Here is an 18,710-nt window from a genome sequence, read left to right on the forward strand (position 1 = left end):
ATGTATGATATAGAATTAAAAAGAATTACAAAGACTTATCTTGGAACCGATGAACCTGCTGTAAAAAACCTTTCTTTAAATGTAGAAAAAGGGTCGATTGTTACATTGCTTGGACCCAGTGGATGTGGGAAATCAACAACCCTTCGTCTACTAGCAGGATTTGAAAGGGCAAATGCTGGAAGCATAGCTCTTGCTGGCAAAGTCGTCAGTGATGAAAACACATGGATACCACCAGAAAAACGGGGGATAGGAATGGTTTTCCAAGACTATGCACTGTTTCCCCATCTTAATGTTTTTGATAATGTGGGATTTGGCTATAAGGCAAAAGATCGAAGGGCTAGAGTAATGGAAGTCCTGGAATTAGTTAACTTAAAAGGGTATGAAAAGCGGTATCCCTATGAATTATCAGGTGGACAACAGCAAAGAGTTGCCTTGGCCAGGGCATTAACCCGGAGGCCAGTTGTGGTACTATTGGATGAACCCTTCAGTAATCTAGATGCCGATTTAAGGGTGACCATGAGGGTAGAGGTAAAACGAATTATAAAAGAAGCGGGAGCCACTGCCATCTTTGTCAGCCACGATCAAAAAGATGCTTTAGCGATTTCAGATAAAATTGTGGTGATGAAGGAGGGTGTGGTACAGCAAATCGGTAGTCCGAGGGAGATTTATCAATACCCCCAAAACAGATTTGTTGCTGGTTTTGTAGGCCAGTCTAATATATTAAAGGGGCAAATCAGTCAGGACGGTACTTCTGTTATAACAACTGCACTAGGCACAGTACCCTGTAACCATACCCATTGTATGTGTGCAGGGGAGGAGGTATGTATCTCCATTCGTCCTGATAGTTTAGAAATGGATACAAAAGGTCATATAAGAGGGAGAGTTAAGGAGTTTACCTACACTGGAGAAGTCATTGATGCAGTAATAGGGATCGAGGCATCCTCGGGAGAGGAACAAAGCTTATTGGTTCATATTCATCCTGACGAGGATATAAGGGTGGGAGACACCATTAGCTTCAAGATTCTTCCTAATTTTGTAGCTGTTGTAAAAAGTGAAGAGTAGCAGGAGAAGATTTTTTTGTATGTTTCTTTCTATCGGTGACATACTAAAGAAAAAAAGGAGAGATTTTATTGCAGCTTTGGATGCCTGATAGAGTATATTTTGAGCCATCAGCTAAGGAAACTCCTGTAGGAAAAAGAGTTTTAAGTTATTGTGAAGAGCATCACATACCTATTCTTCATACTACATCCCACAACCAAGTCCGAAATTTGCCTGGCAAGGATGAAAAAGCAAAATATGCAGCAGCAAAAAAGACCTTAATTGTAGGAACAAAAAAGAGCATGAAGTTAGAGGTATGTAAACCTTCTGCCCATTATCAGTTTTCCCTCATGACCAATTGTCCCGGAAACTGTGAATATTGCTATTTATTTACTACCCAAGGGAAAAAGCCCTATGTAAGAGTATATGTAAATATGGAGGAATTGTTTAAGACAATAGATAAATATATTGAAAAAAGGCTACCCCATGCCACCATGTTTGAAGCTGCCAGCACCGGAGACCCCTTGGCAGTAGAGCACATCACTGGAACCCTTAGGGATACAATTGAACATTTTGGGACACTAGATAGAGGAAGATTGAGGGTGGTGACAAAGTTTAGTAATGTTGATAATTTATTAGATGCCAAGCACAATAAGCATACCCGGTTCCGCTTTAGCATTAACTCAAATCATGTTATAAAAAACTTTGAGCACAATGTAGATGATTTGGAGGCTAGAATGAAGGCAGCAGAAAAGATAGCAAGAGCTGAATATCCTCTAGGATTTATTATTGCACCTATCATCCTCCATGAAAATTGGAAAAAGGGTTATAAAGAGTTAATGGAGAGTCTCCATGAACATCTACGTTTCAGAGAGAACAGTATGATCACCTTTGAATTGATTCAGCATCGTTTTACCATGAATGCCAAAGCAGTCATAGAGGAAAGATTCCCCAATACTAACCTAGATATGGATCCCCATAAAAGAATTAAAAAATGGGGTAAATATGGGAGGGTAAAGTATGTTTATAGTAAGGAAGAGGCTTTCGAAGCTAAGGAATATATAGAAGAACTAATAAAAAAACATTTTCCTCGAGGTCATATTCAATATTTTACATAAGATGGAGAGGGTACCCCCTTCTCCATCTTACTTTCCCTTAAAACCTATAAACTTCACCTATATCTAATATTTTCACTTCAGCATTGGTTACCTTTTCCTTAAAGGTCTCTGGAGAAGCAGTAATAACAGGAAAGGTATTATAATGCATAGGAATAACCTGTTTAGGATTAATAAACGTCACTGCCTTTACAGCATCTACTACATCCATGGTAAAATTCCCCCCGATTGGTACTAGGGCAACATCAATATTCTCCTCAGCTAATAGTTGCATATCCATGGTTAGACCAGTGTCTCCAGCATGATAAAGCTTTTGTCCATCAGCTTCAATCACAAAGCCACAGGGATTACCACCATAAACCATACCCCCATCAGTTTCTATGCCAGATCCATGTAGAGCCGGTGTCATCTTGATTGTAGCGAAGTCTAATGTAACCCTTCCTCCAATATGCATTGGATGAAAGTCAATCCCTTGCTTTTGTAAATACATACAAATTTCATAGTTGGAGATAACAGTAGCTCCATATTTTCTAGCCAATTCTACTGTACTACCAAAGTGGTCTCCATGTCCATGGGTAACAAAAATATGGGTAAGACCTCCTTTTTCAAAGGCTAAGGACTTTACCTCCTCACTAATAAAGGGGTCAATTAAAGCCCTCATAGTAGAAGCTTCAACATAAAATGCTGAGTGTCCTAAATATTGAATTTTCACGATATCCCTCCTTAAAAATTATCCTTAAGGTTATTATACCAAAAAGTGGTTTATTTAAGTAGAAGGATTTTCTCTAACTTCTTTTTTGACCTGTTTAATAGCCCTATCAACATTTGGATTTTTATTGAGTAAGGATTTCATAAAAATACCTCCAGATTTTAAAATTACAAAAAAATTTCTAAAAGTAGCGAACATCATCATAATAATATTGCCTCATAAAAGTGTCAATTGAGAAGGAGCTTTATTCAGCTTTGTAGAATAAATAGGAAGGTATAAAAAATTTATAAACAAAAGAAGGAAGGAGTAATAAAATGAACAGACAACAAGCCTTTGACATTCTTAAAAAGTATGTAGAAAGTGATAGTCTATTGAAGCATGCCTTGACGGTGGAGGCTGGTATGATTGGCTATGCCAAAAAATTAGAGGAAGATGTAGAGAAATGGTCTATTACTGGACTTATTCATGATGTTGACTATGAAAAATACCCAGAGGAGCACCCCTTTAAGGCGACAGAAATTCTCAAGGAAGAAGGCTTTGAGGAAGACATCATCTATGCTGTAAAGGGGCATGCTGATTATACAGAAACCGAAAGAAAAAGCAACTTAGACAAAGCCCTTTATGCAGTAGATGAGCTAGGAAGTTTTATTGTAGCATGTGTTTTAGTAAGACCCTCCAGAAGTTTTGATGATTTAGAGGTAAAATCCGTAAAGAAAAAATTAAAGGATAAGGCCTTTGCCAAGGCTGTAGATAGAGCTATCATGCAAAGGGCAGCCGATGAATTTGGTTTAGATATGACAGAACATATTGAAAACATGATAGGCTTTCTAAGGGAAAGGGAAGCAGAATTAAAGAAAATGGGTTACAGCTTGATTGATTAAACTCCTGCATTGCAGGAGTTTTTGATGTTAAGACCCATTATTCTGTCACAACTAGATAATAAATTAATATAATACTAATATATACAGATAATGGGGGGATCTTTGTGGCAAGAAGAGAAGATTTTCAAAGAAATTTTCTATTAATTATTGTTTTAATTATTTTATATTTATTCATAAGTGGAAAGGCAATTCCTGCACCAGAACCAGAACCACCCATTGTTATACCATAGGATAGGAGAAATTAAAGGGGGGGGTTCCATGTTTTCCTCAGATCAATTAAATCAACTGGCAAAGGATGTAATGAACAAATTAGATCCAGCGTGTAATAATGGAATAGTAAGTCTTACTACTACTCAAGCCCTAGCAATTTTAGCCTTATTAGCCGGCACCCTAGAAGTTACCTCTGTTGTTGTAGACAGAACCCAAGGTGTTCAACTGGTGTTATCAGGTACTTTAGTAAAAAAAGAAGAAAATGAAATGGATAAAATCATGAAACAGCTTAGCCATATGCCCTTTGATGAAGTGATGAAGGCGATGCTTGGAAGATTTAAATAAAACATAACCCCTATGAATAGCATAGAGGTTATGTTTTATTACTTTATCAAATGAATAGCCTCCAAAAGCTGAGGAATTACCTGCTTTTTTCTAGAGACAATCCCAGCTGCAAAGCTTCCCTGCTTTCCTTCGATACCAAAGGCAGAGGAAATAAGATGGTTATTCCTGCATTGATACAAAATGTAGGAGCCTTCCTTAAGGATATCTGTAATTAACAGCAAAGTTATATCATAATGATTGTTTTTGTGGACTCCCTGAATAAATTCCATGAAGGAATCCTTACGATTAAAGACATCTTCTATATCTAAGGTAAATACTTGACTAATACCGGTTTTAAAGGTTTCTAATTTAAACTCTTTAAAATCCTTATAAAATATTTGTTCAATGCTTTGACCCTCGAGAGAGGTTCCTGTTTTAAACATCTCCATGGCAAAGACTTCAATATCTAACCCCAAAATACTATTTAGACCTTCTATAGCCCTTTTGTCCATATCTGTAGTAGTAGGAGACTTAAAAAACAAGGTATCGGAAATAATACCTGACATTAATATTCCTGCTATCTTTTCATCGATATCTAATCCATACTCCTGAAACATCCAATAAATGATGGTACAGGTACTACCTACGGCACTATTTCTAAAGTTGATAGGCATGGAGGTAGAGATGTCCCCTAGCTTGTGGTGATCTACAATTTCTAGAATTTCAGATTCCTCTAAGCCATCGGCACTTTGACGATACTCATTATGATCCACCAGGATGGTTTGCTTCCTTTGGGGATTTAAAATATGCTTCTTATTAATAAATCCTAGAAAAACATTCTGATTGTCCACCACAGGATAATTCCTAAAGTGAGTATTAATAATCTCCTCCTTTATCTCCTCTAAATAATCATCTTCGTAGAATTTAATAATATTTTTTGTCCGCATAATAGTAGAAACGTAATTACACTGATTAATAATTTTAGAAACATAATAGGTGTCCATAGGAACAGATAAAAGGGTCACCTTGTTTTTTCTTGCCATGTCGATGTATTTATCAGGAATTACCTTTCCACCAGTAATGATAATTAGCTGAACTTTAGAATCAATGGCAGACTCTATGACATCATAGGTATCCCCTACAATGATAATATCCCTTCCCCCTAGAGAACCGGCGATGGTTTTATAATAATAGGCAACAACAGAGATATCACCATCAAAACCCTCTCCATCTCCCGTTAGCACCACCCCCTGCAAGTCCTGCAGAAGGTTTTTCAAAGAAGTTTGAAGATGATAAAAGTTCCCTTTAATGAGATCCATAGCAATATCCTTCATACTAACAATTCCCAGAAGCTTATTATCATCATCCACAACTGCAACGGTTTGCAAATCCTCCTTTTCCATTAATTTATAAACAGAAAGGATAGAGGTATCCGCTGATACTCCTTTATCAAAGCTGTATTTTAAATCCTGAACCTGAACCTTTACATTATCAAGAAATTTAGGAACTGGTAGGTGAAAAGTATCTAACACATAACTGGTTTCCTTATTTATATTACCTAAAACACAGGGAATAGTATCAAAGCCCAACTGGTTTTTCAAATTCGAAAAAGCAATGGCTGCAGCAACAGAATCCGTGTCAGGGTTTTTATGACCAAAAACAAAAATAGACATGAAACTCCTCCTAGGTCTCTTTGGAATTTAGTCTTCCAAGACTATAAAGGTATTATAGCAAAAATAGTTTAAAAAGATAATGGATTTATGATTAAAGGATTTTTAAATAATATAAAAACAATGTATAACTTAACACAAACATAACCTTCCATTAACCTTCCCTTAACCATCCAAGGGTCAGAAGGCACTATAATAGGTTATGTAAGGTGAGGCCAAAGGCCTAAAATAAAATTTTAAAATAGAGATTGAGAGGGGAGTACTTAAATGAAAAAACTAGCTTTATTCCTTGTATTAGTAATGTTAGCATCAGTAGCGTTGATAGGATGTGGATCAAGTCAACCAACAGAGACACAAGCCGACACAAATAATGGGAATGCAGACACAAACACAGGTAACGATATAGATTTTAGCAAGTTGGTACAAGTTAGAGGTTCTGACACAATGGTAAACTTAGGACAAAGATGGGCAGAGGAATTCATGGAGGAGTACCCAGAAGCACAATTAGCAGTAACAGGTGGAGGTTCTGGAACGGGTATCGCTGCTATGATCAATAGAACTATTGATATCGCCCAATCCTCAAGACAAATCAAGCAAAAAGAAATAGACGATGCGAAAGCTAACGGTGTTGAGGTAGTAGAGCATGTTACAGGTAGGGACGGTATAGCAGTAGCAGTTAACAAAGACAACCCAATTACTGAGTTAACGATGGAGGATATCAAAGCTATCTTTACAGGAGAGAAGACAAACTGGAAGGACTTTGGTGGAAATGATGCAGAGATTACATTATACTCTAGAGAATCCAACTCAGGAACCTATGCCTTCTTTAAAGAATTTGTGTTACACGATGAAGAGTACGCAACCCATTCCAACCTAATGCCTTCCACACAAGCTATTGTAGAAGGATTAAAGCAAGACGTAAATGGTATTGGCTATGTAGGATTAGCTTATCTAAGTGATGAAATTAAAGGTATTTCAGTTGCTAAAGATGAAAATACTTCAGCTGTATACCCATCTCTTGAAACAGTTATGAGTGGAGACTATCCAGTAGCTAGACCATTGTTCCTATACACAGCAGGAGAACCAATAGGTGTAATCAAGCTTTACATGGACTTTATTATGGGTGACAAAGGACAGTTTATCGTTGAAGATATAGGATTTATACCAGTAAGATAATAACCTAAAAACTTCATAGGATAGGGATGGCTAGATTGTTAGTCATCCTTCTATCGTATGTTTTAAGAAAGTTACTACTATTATTTTCTATGGGGATAGAAAAAGATAGGACAATTTTAAAGTTTATATATTAATACCTTTTAAAAATAGAAGGGTGGTTTATATGAAGGAATCAGCTGTAAGAATGGAAGCAATCAAGCATAGAAAAAGCCTGAAAAAGGGCATTAAACATAGATTAGGTGAATTTGTTATTGAAAATATCATATTGTTGATGGGGGTTACATCAGTAGTTATCGTTGGATTAATTTTTCTTTTTCTTCTTAAAACAGGCATTATGCTCTTTCGAGATGTAACACCTAGGGAATTTTTTCTAGGAAGATACTGGTTTCCTGTATCGGTCAATCCCCAATATGGTATCCTGCCTATCGTAGCAGGATCTGTAATGGTAACCCTGGGAGCTATCCTTATTTCCGTCCCCATAGGTATCGGTAGTGCCATCTACATTGCTGAGGTGGCACCGCCGAAAATCAAGACGGCATTAAAGGTCATTATAGAATTTTTATCAGCTATACCTTCAGTGGTGTTAGGGTTTTTAGGAATTGTGGTTCTATCCAATTGGGTCAGAATTACTTTCGCTTTATCCTCAGGCTTTACAGTCCTAACGGGATCTATCCTAGTATCCCTTATGGCACTGCCTACCATTATTAGTATTTCTGACGATGCTATTTCAGCACTGCCTAAGGAGTACAAGGAGGCATCCTTAGCCCTTGGGGCTACACAGTGGGAAACCATCAAGCATGTGTTAGTTCCCGCCGCCTCATCGGGGATCATAGCAGCTGTTATGCTAGGGATTGGTAGGGCTATTGGTGAAACCATGACAGTTATGATGGTAACAGGTAATGCAGCCCAAATACCTAACTCATTTTTGATATCTGGAAGAACTATGACGGCAACCATTGCCGCAGAGATGGGAGACACCGTAAGAAATGGTACCCATTATCATGCCCTATTCGCTGTTGGACTTGTGTTATTAACTATGACAACCTGTATTAATCTGATAGCCGACTTTGTTCTCTCGAGAGCAAAAAGGGAGGGACTATAAATGAGTAAGCAAGCAAGGGAAAAGATTACCTTTTGTGTATTGACATTTACCATGCTTTTGGTGGTAATTCCTACACTATTGATTATAGGATTTATTGTTGTGAAAGGTTTAGAGGGCATTAACTGGGAGTTTATTACTGCCATGCCCCGTAAAGGGATGCGGGAGGGAGGAATTTTCCCGGCTATTGTAGGGACTATTTATCTTGTATTGGGAACTATTGCTTTTGCTTTACCTTTAGGAATAGGTTCAGCCATTTATTTAACAGAATATGCAACCCATGGAAGACTCTACAAGCTAATCCGTTTAGCGATACTGAATTTAGCAGGGGTTCCTTCAGTTGTTTATGGACTATTCGGATTAGGATTATTTGTACTGTTCTTAGGGTTTGGCTCCTCTATCTTGGCGGGAGCATTAACTTTAGCATGTTTGATTTTGCCAATTGTTATTACAGCATCGGAGGAGGCGCTAAAAAGTGTTCCTCAGAGCTATAGGGAAGCCTCCCTAGCCCTAGGAGCTACAAAGTGGCAAACCATTCAAAATGTTGTTTTACCCCATGCAATGTCAGGGATACTGACAGGAGGAATTTTAGGAATCGGAAGAGCAGCAGGAGAGACAGCACCTATACTTCTGACAGTAGCAGCCTTCTTCCTGCCTAGACTACCTAAATCAGTGTTTGACCAGGCCATGGCATTACCCTATCACTTATATATTATCTCCACCCAGGTACCAGATATGCCTGAGGAGATTAAATACGGGACTGCATTGGTTTTATTAGGAATAGTGGGGATATTTTTTATGATTGCCACCACCATACGAATAAAATTTAAGATGTCCAATAGGGCATAAATACTATAGATTATTTTTTTGAAATAATTATTAAAAATGAAACAAGATTAAAATCTTGTAATAGGACACCTACTAGATTAGGAGGAAAAGTGATGTCTAAAATATCTGTAAAGAACTTAAACCTATATTATGGTGATTTCCAAGCATTGAGAAATATAGATTTAAATATAGAAGAAAAAAAGGTAACTGCATTAATCGGCCCTTCAGGTTGTGGAAAATCCACATTTTTGAGAACCTTAAATAGAATGAATGATTTAATTGACAATGTAAAAACAGCGGGAAGCTTATGCCTAGAGGATCAAGACATTTATCGTGATGATGTAGATGTAGTTGCTCTTAGGAGAAGAATAGGGATGGTATTTCAAAAGCCCAATCCTTTTCCAAAATCTATCTATGAAAATGTAGCCTACGGACCAAAACGATATGGGATAAAGGACAAAAAACAGCTGGATGAAATTGTGGAGAGGAGCTTAAGGGAGGCGGCTCTATGGGATGAGGTAAAGGATAGATTAGATAAATCAGCCTTAGGTCTGTCCGGGGGTCAACAGCAAAGGCTTTGCATTGCTAGAGCCTTGGCAATGAAGCCAGAGGTACTACTGATGGATGAGCCTACATCAGCCCTAGATCCTATAGCAACGGCAAAAATAGAGGAGCTTATCATTGAACTAAAGAAAAATTATACGATTGTTATTGTAACCCACTCCATGCAACAGGCAGCAAGGATTTCAGACAACACAGCTTTTTTCCTAATGGGGGATTTAATTGAAGTAGATAAAACCCAAAAAATCTTTACTACACCAAGAGATAAACGCACAGAAGATTATATTACTGGACGATTTGGTTAAATAGGGGGGAAATCCATGAGAAATCAATTTATAAATGATCTAAGACAGTTAAATATTCAATTACTAAAAATGGGGGCGATGGTACAGGATATTATAGAAGTGTCTATACAGGCCCTAGCAAAACAAGATTTAGAGATGGCTAAAAAGGTTTATGAAATGGATGATGCTATTGATGAGTTGGAATTAACAATTGAACAGGAGTGTATGAAGCTTTTAGCCCTTCAGCAGCCTATGGCAAAGGACCTAAGGGTTGTTGGAACCATTATGAAGATTATTACTGATCTAGAAAGAATGGGGGATCATGCTGTTAATATAGCGAAAATCACCTTGACAATTGGTAATGAACCCCTCATTAAGCCCCTGATAGACATTCCTAAAATGGCAAGATTATCAGAGGATATGGTAAGAAAAAGCTTAGACGCCTTTATGAAGGAAGACATTTATCTAGCAGAAGAAGTAGCCCTTGATGATGAAGCAGTGGATGAGCTCTATGAGGCCATCTATAGTGAATTGATTACAATGATGATAGAAAATCCAGAAATCGTCAAACAGGCAACCCATCTTTTGTTTATAGGAAGATATTTAGAACGAATTGCTGATCATGCTACTAATATTGGGGAACGAATCATCTATATGGTGACTGGAGAACGGATAGAAATTAACTAATAAGGTCCTTAGGGGCCTTTTTCTTTTGAAACCTAGAGAGGCGGATATAGTATTGCCGTAGCTATACTTTTTCCAAAACAGTAACAATGGTTGTTAACTAAAAAACATTTTAAATTGTTAAGATTTATGTTATTATAGAATATGTATTTATATTTAGGAGGTGTTTTGATTTGACAAAACAACAGACAATCGCTATAGTGATTTTACCATTATTAGCTATCGCTATATTATTTGGAGGCAACATAATTTTTGGTGGTCCTGATAGTGAATTTTATGAAGGCACAGCCGAAGGCTATGGGGGAACTATCCGAGTAAGAGTTGAAATGGCAGAGGAAGAGATAGTGTCTATCCAAATATTGGAAATCAATGATACACCTGGATTAGGAGATACTGCTGCTGATAAGGTGATAGAAAGAATCATTGAAGCTCAATCAACTGATGTTGATGTTGCAACTGGAGCTACTATGTCTAGTTTAGGAACTATCAATGCTGTGAAGAATGCTTTAGGTATTGAAGATGAAAAAGCAGCAGAGGTTTTTGCTCCCTTTATTATTACAGTTGAAGATGGAGAATATGAAGGTGTAGCTAAAGGCTTTGATGGAGATATTAAAGTTAAAGCAGAAGTAGTTGATGGGAAAGTAACCAAAATTGATTTAGTGGAAATCAATGATACAGAAGGTTTAGGAGACACTGCAGCCCTAAAGACCCTAGATAAAATCATTGATACCCAATCTCTAGAAATAGATACAGTGACAGGTGCTACCGCATCTAGTAAGGGAGTTATTGATGCTGTAAGAGCTGCATTACAATTATAGATAAAAAACCTCGAGGACATACACCTCGAGGTTTTTTATACAACAAAGAAGGGAACCTCTAGGGTTCCCTTTAATAAACTTTACTTAGATGCTGCTGGCTTTTCTTCAACTTTATCAAGTTTTGTAATACTAAATCCAATATAACCGTAAAGTATCGCTATAAGTGGGTTTAGTATATTTAAGAAAGCATAGGGTGCATAGGCAAATGGATGGATTCCTAGAGTACCCCACATATAAGCACCGCAAGTATTCCAAGGAATCAATGGTGATGTGATGGTACCGGCATCTTCCAAAGTTCTAGAGAGGACCTTAGGATGAATACCTTTTTCTGCATAGATTTCTTTATACATCCTACCAGGAATAACGATAGACAGATATTGCTCTCCTGTTAATAGGTTAACTGCAATGCCTGTTAAAATAGTAGAAAGGATTAAAGAACCTGTGCTGTTGGCAAGCTTTAAGATAGACTCTCCAACTGCTTGTAGCATACCAGTTTTCTCTAGAACACCACCAAAGGATAAAGCAATTAAAATCAAGGAAACTGTCCACATCATACCATCTAAACCACCACGGCTTAATAAATCGTCAATAATCTCAACGCCAGATTCCATTTCAAATCCGTAGTGGGCTGCTTCAATGAAATCACCAAAGGATGCCCCTTGAAAAATCATGGCAAAGGCTCCACCTATCAATGTACCTGTAATTAATCCAGGTAGGGCAGGAACCTTCATAACAACAATAGCGATAACAAGAACTGGTGGAATCAATAATACAGGTGAAATCATAAAGTTATCCTTCATGGTATCTAACATTAAAGTAATGTTGGACATATCCAATTCTCTACCAGCATATCTGGAACCGATAATTCCGTAAAGGATAAGGGCGATAATTAAACTAGGAACTGTTGTATAGAACATATGCTTGATATGTTCAAACAAATTGGAACCAGCCATAGCTGGAGCTAGATTAGTTGTATCGGAAAGCGGGGACATTTTGTCTCCAAAGTAAGCACCTGAAATAATTGCACCGGCAGTGATATGAGCTGGAATTTCTAAACCAGCACCAACACCCAGTAATGCGATACCAACTGTCCCGGCGGTTGTCCAAGAGCTACCAGTAGATATAGAAACAATAGAACAAATAATAGCCGTAGCTACAAGAAAGATTCCAGGAGATAATATTTGTAGTCCATAATAAATCATTGTAGGCACAGTACCACTTAAGATCCAAGCACCAATGATGGTACCGATAACCATGAGAATTAAGCTGGCCTGCATACCCATTTTAATGGTATCAAGAATACCCTCCTCTAATTCACCCCATGTATAACCCAATTGATAAACCGCCACAAGGGATGCTACAATGATAGCGAAAATAATGGGTATGTGAGGATCTTGTTCAAACACAACAATAGATATCGATAATACCACAATTAAAAATAAAATAGGAATTAGTGCGTGTCCAAGAGTAGCTCGTTTTTTTTCTTTCATACTCATACTGTTCCCTCCTTTTTAAATTTTAAAAATTTTCTACACAATGTAAAAATTTGCAGCTTATCCTATCACCTCTTTCATCACAGCTAAACTTTTTGTCCATAAACAGCATAGTTTTGTACTATCATATCACAAAACTCTGAAAATTCAAACATAAGTTTATTTTTTAACAAACATTGATGTAGAGCCTATACCCCATATAATATAGACCAATGTTTCTATAAAAAAGAAAACACCTAGGTTTTCCATAGCATATAACTGTAGATGAAATAGAGGTCTTATTGATAAAAAATATACAAACCCATACTAAAAAAATCCAATAAAAGCTGACTGAAAAACCTTTGTATTTCAACAAATAAAATAAATAAGCATAAAAATATTATACAATAATTCGAATAAAAACTCAAAGATTTTATTTTTGTAAATATTGACTTTTAAGGAAAGGTCACATATAATAGAAGTATACCCCACCGAGAGGGGGGGGATATTCGATGGGAGGTATTACCATGAAAATTTCATTGTCAGAAATTGCTAAAGAAGAAATCATAAAGCAAAATAACAACAATAAAGCTGTTCGAATTTATATAAGTGGTATTGGTTGAGGAGGCCCTAGATTTAGCTTGTCTCTGGATGAGGCAAAGAATACTGATGTTGTAAAGGAAGTAGAAGGCATAAAATTTGCTGTGGATAAAAGCTTAGATGAACAATACAAAGAAGTAATAGTAGATTATGCAAAAGGTTGGTTTAGCAAACAATTTATCGTTTCCTTAAAATATGGTGGCAGCTGCCATTAAAGAAAATTAGCAAAATAATTGACCCCCTTCTGATGTTGAAGGGGGTCAATTTTATATGATTTATTTGTATTTTCACAAAGTCATTGACAGTAAATTAAAGATGTACTCTATATAAGTAATCAACAGAAAAGTTATAAATTAAACTTTGGTGTATTTACTTTTCAATCATAGATACTGGAAAGGCTGTACCATCCTCTAGTATTTTTAAAATTTTTAATTCGCGGCTTTTAGAATAAAAGATTTCTATAAAGCAATCACTACAAAAATACCTGGATTTACTGAGTTTACCTGTATGTTCATTTCCACAAATAGGACACTTCATGCCATCACCTCAAAACATTCAAAAAATTTATCTATATAGTGAAAAATATAAACTATAGGAAAAGAGTAAAGTCTTTTCCTTGAAGGATTTATTATTACACTTTGTTGAAATACACTACCAAAATTATAATTTGTTCACAAATTATACAACCCCTAATCCCTATGGGTTATAAAAAATAACGATTACAAATATTTCTAATTATCATTATAGAGGATTGAAAATGATTTGACAAGGAAATAATTCTAAAATCAAAATGTTTTATATTGAAACTATGCCCTTATTAATTATATAATATACAACATAGAAGAAAGGCAGGGTGATGGAATTGACAGAAAATGAAATCCCGGAAATGCTACAAAGTTTTTATCTTTCCTTTGGTAGATGGATGAGATATCAATACAAAAGTCTAAAAGGCAAAGATGTTCTTACCTTACCGCAATTTCAAGTGCTATTTATTATTGGCAACTTAGAAATTTGTAACATGTCAAGCCTCAGTGAAGTTATGGAGGTCAGTAAGGGAACTATGACCTGTATGTTGAATAAGCTAGTGGAGGAGGATTATGTAGAGAGAAAAAGTTGCGTTAAGGATAGAAGAAATGTTTATGTCAGCTTAACAGAAAAGGGAAATAAAAAAGTAAAGGAAATAAGAACAAGATTATTAGAAACCATAACTATTGAATTAGAAGGCTTAGAGGAAGACGCTAGACAGCAGGTTCATCAAGGCCTAGAGATCTTAAGTAATATATTTAAAGGAAAAAAATAAGGCTCCTTATCCCCAAAGTAAGAGTCACTATTATGCGATAGAAGTTGGAATTATGCACACGGAATCAAATTTTTTCATATTATATACTACAATCAAAGATTTGAGAGGAGATTACTTCTATTAGCAGGACTCAAAAGAATAAGGGGGGTAAAGGAGTTGAAAAAAGCTATTGAAACAATATATATAAATATATACAATCCCATTGGGGATAAGATAACAACAAAACCACTGGAGGAACTAGTAAAAGAGTTGGTGGCATGGAGTATGCCGCTGACTTTTCATATAGAGGCCTTAAAGTGTCAAAGTATTATTATGAGGACGAAAATAGCTAAAATGTTAAAGGAACCCCACATATCTCTGGAGGCATTTGAGGGTATTATCCCGTTGGAAGATTATAGGGAAGTGTGGGGCAGGAATTTTCAAAAAAATATAAGCACTTTAAATAATACAGTAGATGATACAGAAGGCATCATTATTATTTTTAATAACAAACCTATCGATGCTAGATTTCACACGGTTTGTGGTGGTGCCACTGAGAATAGTGAAAATGTGGATGGTAACATTGTTCAATATTTACGCAAGGTACTATGTAGCTATTGTCAAAACACCCCTTATAATCTTAGCTATAAGGATATGACCATTGAAGATATAGAAGAGAAGCTAGGGGTTCAATTTATAAAGGAAAGTCCATCTAAAACCTTGGAAATTGAAAATATGTTTTATGATATTGTTCGGGATGAAGAGGGAAGAGTTATCAGGCTGAAGGTTGGGGGAAGGGAATTTACCGGAAAGAAATTAATGGAACTTTTACAATTAAACTCCACAAGATTTAGTTGGAAACCAGAGAAAATAAGGTTTTTTACTACAGGAAAAGGTGATGGTGTGGGTTTATGTCAATATGGCGCCAATGAAATGGCCAAGACAGGCAAAAAATTTCATGAAATATTAGAATATTACTATACGGGGATAAGCTTTAAAAATATGGAGGCAAGTGACATAAAAAAGCCCTTAAAGGGAAAGACTATAGTAATTGATGCAGCCCATGGTGGTGAAAAAGGAGAAGACCATGTAGGCTCCAAAGGATTAAGGGAAAAGGATGTAAATTTAGCCGTCTGCTTTAGCTTGGAGGAGCATCTACAACAATTGGGTGCTGATGTATACATGACGAGAAGAGAAGATGAATATATTCCCCTCACACAAAGGGCTTCCTTTGCTAATGAAATTTCACCTGATTTTTTTATTACTATCCATCAAAACTATTTTAAGCATCCATCTATTTCAGGGACAGAGATCTATTATTATAGAGGAGATGAAGATGCTAAAAAGCTAGGGAAAATCATTATAGAGGAAATAACCCGTCAATTGCATACCACCAATAGAGGCGTGAAAACAGCAGAATTCTTTTTGCTGCGGGATGTAAAAGTCAGTTCTATCCATATAGAATTAGCCCATATATCCAATCCCCAGGAAGAAGCTCTTTTAATGGAGCAGGAATTTAGAGAAAAGGCTGCCCTAGCCATAGCCAAAGGGATTGTAGAGTATTATAGATATTCTCTTTAAATATTTTTGTGATTTTATGGATTCATGAGATTTTAGTTGATTTTATAAAGAAAAATTTATTTTTTCCGCAATTTATTATAGAAAAGATTTGTTGACAAGTCTCTTGTAAACATTGTATAATATTTTGTTAAACCAATTGACAAAGTTTTAATATTGTGTTATCATATATATTATTATACATGTTGTTAGAGATGTGAAAGAAGGTGATGGTTTGGCAGATAGAAATACCTTAAATGAAATTAGAAGAAATATCGAAGGATATGTAGGAGAGAAGGTCACATTAAAGGCAAATAAAGGTAGAAAGAGAACCATGGTTCGGGAAGGTGTTTTAGAAAACACTTATCCAAGTATTTTTGTAGTGAGAATCAATGGGGATTATAATTCCGTAAGACGAGTATCCTACAGCTATTCCGATATTCTAACCGAGTCAGTAGAAGTCACCGTCAGTAAAGACAATCATGAGATAAAAGTAAGTTAGTGTAAACCACCTAAGACCAGGTGGTTTTTTTTTATTTTTGATGAAAAAATGGGAAGTAACTATTTTTCAACAAATGGGGAATGAATAGATGATTTCCTTAAGAATATATAGCATAATAAAATTCATATTTATACAATTAATCAAAGATCTATAACAAACATTGAAAAGCATTGATTTGATCTAGGAATAGAATAAATATGTATTATTTTTAAAAAACATTCAAGAAAATTCAGTATTTTTTTAATGCACATCCTATTTAACATAAACATTAATATTGTATATTTCAGGAGATACAGCATATTATGTAGGAAAGGGATTATATAGACTTCTTAACGTGTTTTAAAAATCAACAAGCTTAAAGGAATCCATGAAATAGATTCCCTATAACTCACCTAAAATTAGAAGAAGTATTAAATAAATACTTGAATATTTATAAAAAAATATGTATAATTAGTTAAAAATAAATCAACGGTATTGTTTAATAGCACCTTAATTAAAGGAAAAACAAAAAGGGGGGGATGTAAATGCCAGAAAGATTTTTAAATGTATCTTCTGAAATAGGTAAATTAAAAATAGTTCTTTTACATAGACCTGGAAGAGAGCTGGAAAGATTGACTCCTCAGTACTTACAAGAGCTGTTATTTGATGATATACCTTGGTTAAAGAAAATGAAGGAGGAGCATGATGGTTTTGCAAAGATGATGGAGGATAGGGGCTGTCAAACTTATTATTACGAAACACTATTGGATGAAATTCTAAAGGATAGGACTATCAGATTTAATTTTATTACGGATATTGTAACGAACTGCAATATAAAGAATGTTGATCTAGAAAGGCTGCTAATAGAATTTCTTCAAGGCAAGACCGTTGAAGAAATTGTGGAAATTGCCATAGCAGGCCTTCATAAAAGGGATTTCCCTGATATAGAAAGGGAACTTCATTTAGTAGATTATATACGGAGAGAATACCCCTTTTATATTAATCCTCTTCCCAATCTTTATTTTACTAGAGATATTGGTGCTGTAATTGGTGAAGGACTATCTATTAATAAAATGAAGACGGCGGCTAGAGATCGAGAAACCATGTTTTTAAAGTATATTTATCAGTATCATCCAACCTTTAAAAGAGAGGTAACCCCCCTATGGTACGATTATAAGGAAACCCACAGTTTAGAAGGAGGAGACATACTGGTATTGAGTCCTAAGGTGGTGGCTATAGGCTGTAGTGAAAGAACCTCTGCTGCTGCTATAGAAACCATCTCTCAAAGACTATTTAAGGAAAGCAATATAGAAAAGGTAATTGCTGTAGAAATACCCTGTACTAGAGCCTATATGCATTTAGATACGGTATTTACAATGGTGGATCAGGATAAATTTACAATTTATCCTGGGATAGAGGATACGGTAAAGGCCTATGAACTAACAGCAGGGAAAATGACACCTAAAGTAAAACCAATGGATAGCTTAAAGGATGCTCTAAAGAATGCTTTAAATCTACCCGCCATAAAATTTATTCAAAGTGGTGGTGGTGATGAAATTACAGCTGCCCGGGAACAATGGAATGACAGTACCAATACACTAGCTATTGCTCCGGGGGTTGTTGTTACCTACAACAGAAATGAATCCTCGAATGAAACCTTAAGACAACATGGGATAGAAGTTATAGAAATAGAAGGGTCTGAGTTAGTAAGGGGGAGGGGAGGTCCACGATGTATGTCTATGCCACTGGTAAGAGAGGACTTATAAATAAAAAAATAAAATGATATTTAATTCATAGGGGGTTTTTACGGCCTATGAATTATAGCCGAATTTACTTCGAGGATGTAGTGCTTGATCTCCCCCTTAAGTGGGGTGAGTCTTAGCAATACATCGAAGGATAAAAATTATATTTTAAGGAGGAATTC

The 18,710-nt window shown here is 36.0% G+C and carries 20 protein-coding genes; 16 read left to right on the top strand and 4 right to left on the bottom strand.

All coding sequences use genetic code 11. The features are described 5' to 3' along the window. Together BLS22_RS10300 and splB are read left to right on the top strand one after the other, a co-directional pair. Positions 1 to 1,062 carry an ABC transporter ATP-binding protein gene (locus BLS22_RS10300; protein WP_090553672.1) on the top strand — a complete coding sequence of 354 codons (1,062 nt, stop codon included), beginning with the start codon at positions 1 to 3 and terminating at the stop codon, positions 1,060 to 1,062. A gap of 68 nt (positions 1,063 to 1,130) precedes the next feature. Further along, a complete protein-coding gene (gene splB, locus BLS22_RS10305; protein WP_143011277.1) occupies positions 1,131 to 2,156 on the top strand; it encodes a spore photoproduct lyase in 1,026 nt (341 codons plus the stop codon). Between the two features lie 37 nt (positions 2,157 to 2,193). Here the strand turns inward: splB and BLS22_RS10310 are convergent, their stop codons facing one another. Then, positions 2,194 to 2,865: a metal-dependent hydrolase gene (locus BLS22_RS10310; RefSeq protein WP_090553673.1), complete on the bottom strand. Its 672-nt coding sequence runs from the start codon at positions 2,863 to 2,865 to the stop codon at positions 2,194 to 2,196. Between the two features lie 311 nt (positions 2,866 to 3,176). Here BLS22_RS10310 and BLS22_RS10315 point away from each other — a divergent pair, with 311 nt between their 5' ends. The 3 genes from BLS22_RS10315 to BLS22_RS10320 all read left to right on the top strand — a co-directional run bounded on the left by BLS22_RS10315 (position 3,177) and on the right by BLS22_RS10320 (position 4,298). Continuing rightward, positions 3,177 to 3,743, top strand: coding sequence for an HD domain-containing protein (locus tag BLS22_RS10315; RefSeq protein WP_090553674.1), 567 nt, complete (start codon positions 3,177 to 3,179; stop codon positions 3,741 to 3,743). 104 nt (positions 3,744 to 3,847) lie between these two features. After that, positions 3,848 to 3,973 carry a hypothetical protein gene (locus BLS22_RS15525; protein WP_280139576.1) on the top strand — a complete coding sequence of 42 codons (126 nt, stop codon included), beginning with the start codon at positions 3,848 to 3,850 and terminating at the stop codon, positions 3,971 to 3,973. A 28-nt stretch (positions 3,974 to 4,001) separates the two neighbouring features. Continuing rightward, the gene (locus BLS22_RS10320; protein WP_090553675.1) at positions 4,002 to 4,298 is read left to right on the top strand and encodes a hypothetical protein; all 297 of its coding nucleotides are present in this window, start codon (positions 4,002 to 4,004) and stop codon (positions 4,296 to 4,298) included. Between the two features lie 38 nt (positions 4,299 to 4,336). Here the strand turns inward: BLS22_RS10320 and BLS22_RS10325 are convergent, their stop codons facing one another. Further along, a complete protein-coding gene (locus BLS22_RS10325) occupies positions 4,337 to 5,950 on the bottom strand; it encodes a putative manganese-dependent inorganic diphosphatase (RefSeq protein WP_090553676.1) in 1,614 nt (537 codons plus the stop codon). A gap of 264 nt (positions 5,951 to 6,214) precedes the next feature. On the opposite strand from BLS22_RS10325, the gene BLS22_RS10330 reads away from it, so the two are divergent. From BLS22_RS10330 to BLS22_RS10355, 6 genes are all read left to right on the top strand, one after another. After that, positions 6,215 to 7,123 (top strand): PstS family phosphate ABC transporter substrate-binding protein, encoded by a 909-nt coding sequence (locus BLS22_RS10330; protein ID WP_090553677.1) that lies wholly within the window; start codon positions 6,215 to 6,217, stop codon positions 7,121 to 7,123. A gap of 163 nt (positions 7,124 to 7,286) precedes the next feature. Continuing rightward, complete coding sequence (gene pstC / locus BLS22_RS10335) at positions 7,287 to 8,225, top strand: phosphate ABC transporter permease subunit PstC (protein ID WP_208974696.1); 939 nt, start codon at positions 7,287 to 7,289, stop codon at positions 8,223 to 8,225. Then, positions 8,226 to 9,071 (top strand): phosphate ABC transporter permease PstA, encoded by an 846-nt coding sequence (pstA, locus tag BLS22_RS10340; protein WP_090553678.1) that lies wholly within the window; start codon positions 8,226 to 8,228, stop codon positions 9,069 to 9,071. Between the two features lie 92 nt (positions 9,072 to 9,163). Continuing rightward, positions 9,164 to 9,916: a phosphate ABC transporter ATP-binding protein PstB gene (pstB, locus tag BLS22_RS10345; RefSeq protein WP_143011278.1), complete on the top strand. Its 753-nt coding sequence runs from the start codon at positions 9,164 to 9,166 to the stop codon at positions 9,914 to 9,916. A 15-nt stretch (positions 9,917 to 9,931) separates the two neighbouring features. Continuing rightward, positions 9,932 to 10,582, top strand: a complete 651-nt coding sequence (gene phoU / locus BLS22_RS10350) for a phosphate signaling complex protein PhoU (RefSeq protein ID WP_090553680.1) — start codon at positions 9,932 to 9,934, stop codon at positions 10,580 to 10,582. A gap of 170 nt (positions 10,583 to 10,752) precedes the next feature. Next, a complete protein-coding gene (locus tag BLS22_RS10355; protein ID WP_090553681.1) occupies positions 10,753 to 11,397 on the top strand; it encodes an FMN-binding protein in 645 nt (214 codons plus the stop codon). An 80-nt stretch (positions 11,398 to 11,477) separates the two neighbouring features. Here the strand turns inward: BLS22_RS10355 and nhaC are convergent, their stop codons facing one another. Then, positions 11,478 to 12,893 carry a Na+/H+ antiporter NhaC gene (nhaC, locus tag BLS22_RS10360; RefSeq protein ID WP_330386513.1) on the bottom strand — a complete coding sequence of 472 codons (1,416 nt, stop codon included), beginning with the start codon at positions 12,891 to 12,893 and terminating at the stop codon, positions 11,478 to 11,480. Positions 12,894 to 13,396: 503 nt separating this feature from the next. Here nhaC and BLS22_RS15640 point away from each other — a divergent pair. Then, the gene (locus tag BLS22_RS15640) at positions 13,397 to 13,684 is read left to right on the top strand and encodes an iron-sulfur cluster biosynthesis family protein (protein WP_332925426.1); all 288 of its coding nucleotides are present in this window, start codon (positions 13,397 to 13,399) and stop codon (positions 13,682 to 13,684) included. 154 nt (positions 13,685 to 13,838) lie between these two features. Here the strand turns inward: BLS22_RS15640 and BLS22_RS15145 are convergent, their stop codons facing one another. After that, positions 13,839 to 14,006, bottom strand: a complete 168-nt coding sequence (locus BLS22_RS15145) for a hypothetical protein (RefSeq protein ID WP_176762136.1) — start codon at positions 14,004 to 14,006, stop codon at positions 13,839 to 13,841. 319 nt (positions 14,007 to 14,325) lie between these two features. Between BLS22_RS15145 and BLS22_RS10365 the strand changes: the two genes are divergently transcribed. From BLS22_RS10365 to arcA, 4 genes are all read left to right on the top strand, one after another. Further along, on the top strand, positions 14,326 to 14,769 hold the full coding sequence (locus BLS22_RS10365) for a MarR family winged helix-turn-helix transcriptional regulator (RefSeq protein ID WP_143011279.1): 444 nt from the start codon (positions 14,326 to 14,328) through the stop codon (positions 14,767 to 14,769). 156 nt (positions 14,770 to 14,925) lie between these two features. Then, a complete protein-coding gene (locus tag BLS22_RS10370; protein WP_090553683.1) occupies positions 14,926 to 16,329 on the top strand; it encodes an N-acetylmuramoyl-L-alanine amidase in 1,404 nt (467 codons plus the stop codon). Positions 16,330 to 16,540: 211 nt separating this feature from the next. After that, on the top strand, positions 16,541 to 16,807 hold the full coding sequence (locus BLS22_RS10375; RefSeq protein WP_090553684.1) for a Veg family protein: 267 nt from the start codon (positions 16,541 to 16,543) through the stop codon (positions 16,805 to 16,807). A gap of 524 nt (positions 16,808 to 17,331) precedes the next feature. Further along, positions 17,332 to 18,552, top strand: coding sequence for an arginine deiminase (gene arcA / locus BLS22_RS10380; protein ID WP_090553685.1), 1,221 nt, complete (start codon positions 17,332 to 17,334; stop codon positions 18,550 to 18,552). The last annotated feature ends 158 nt before the right edge of the window (positions 18,553 to 18,710 follow it).

Source organism: Natronincola ferrireducens, from assembly GCF_900100845.1.
Lineage (GTDB): Bacteria > Bacillota > Clostridia > Peptostreptococcales > Natronincolaceae > Natronincola_B > Natronincola_B ferrireducens.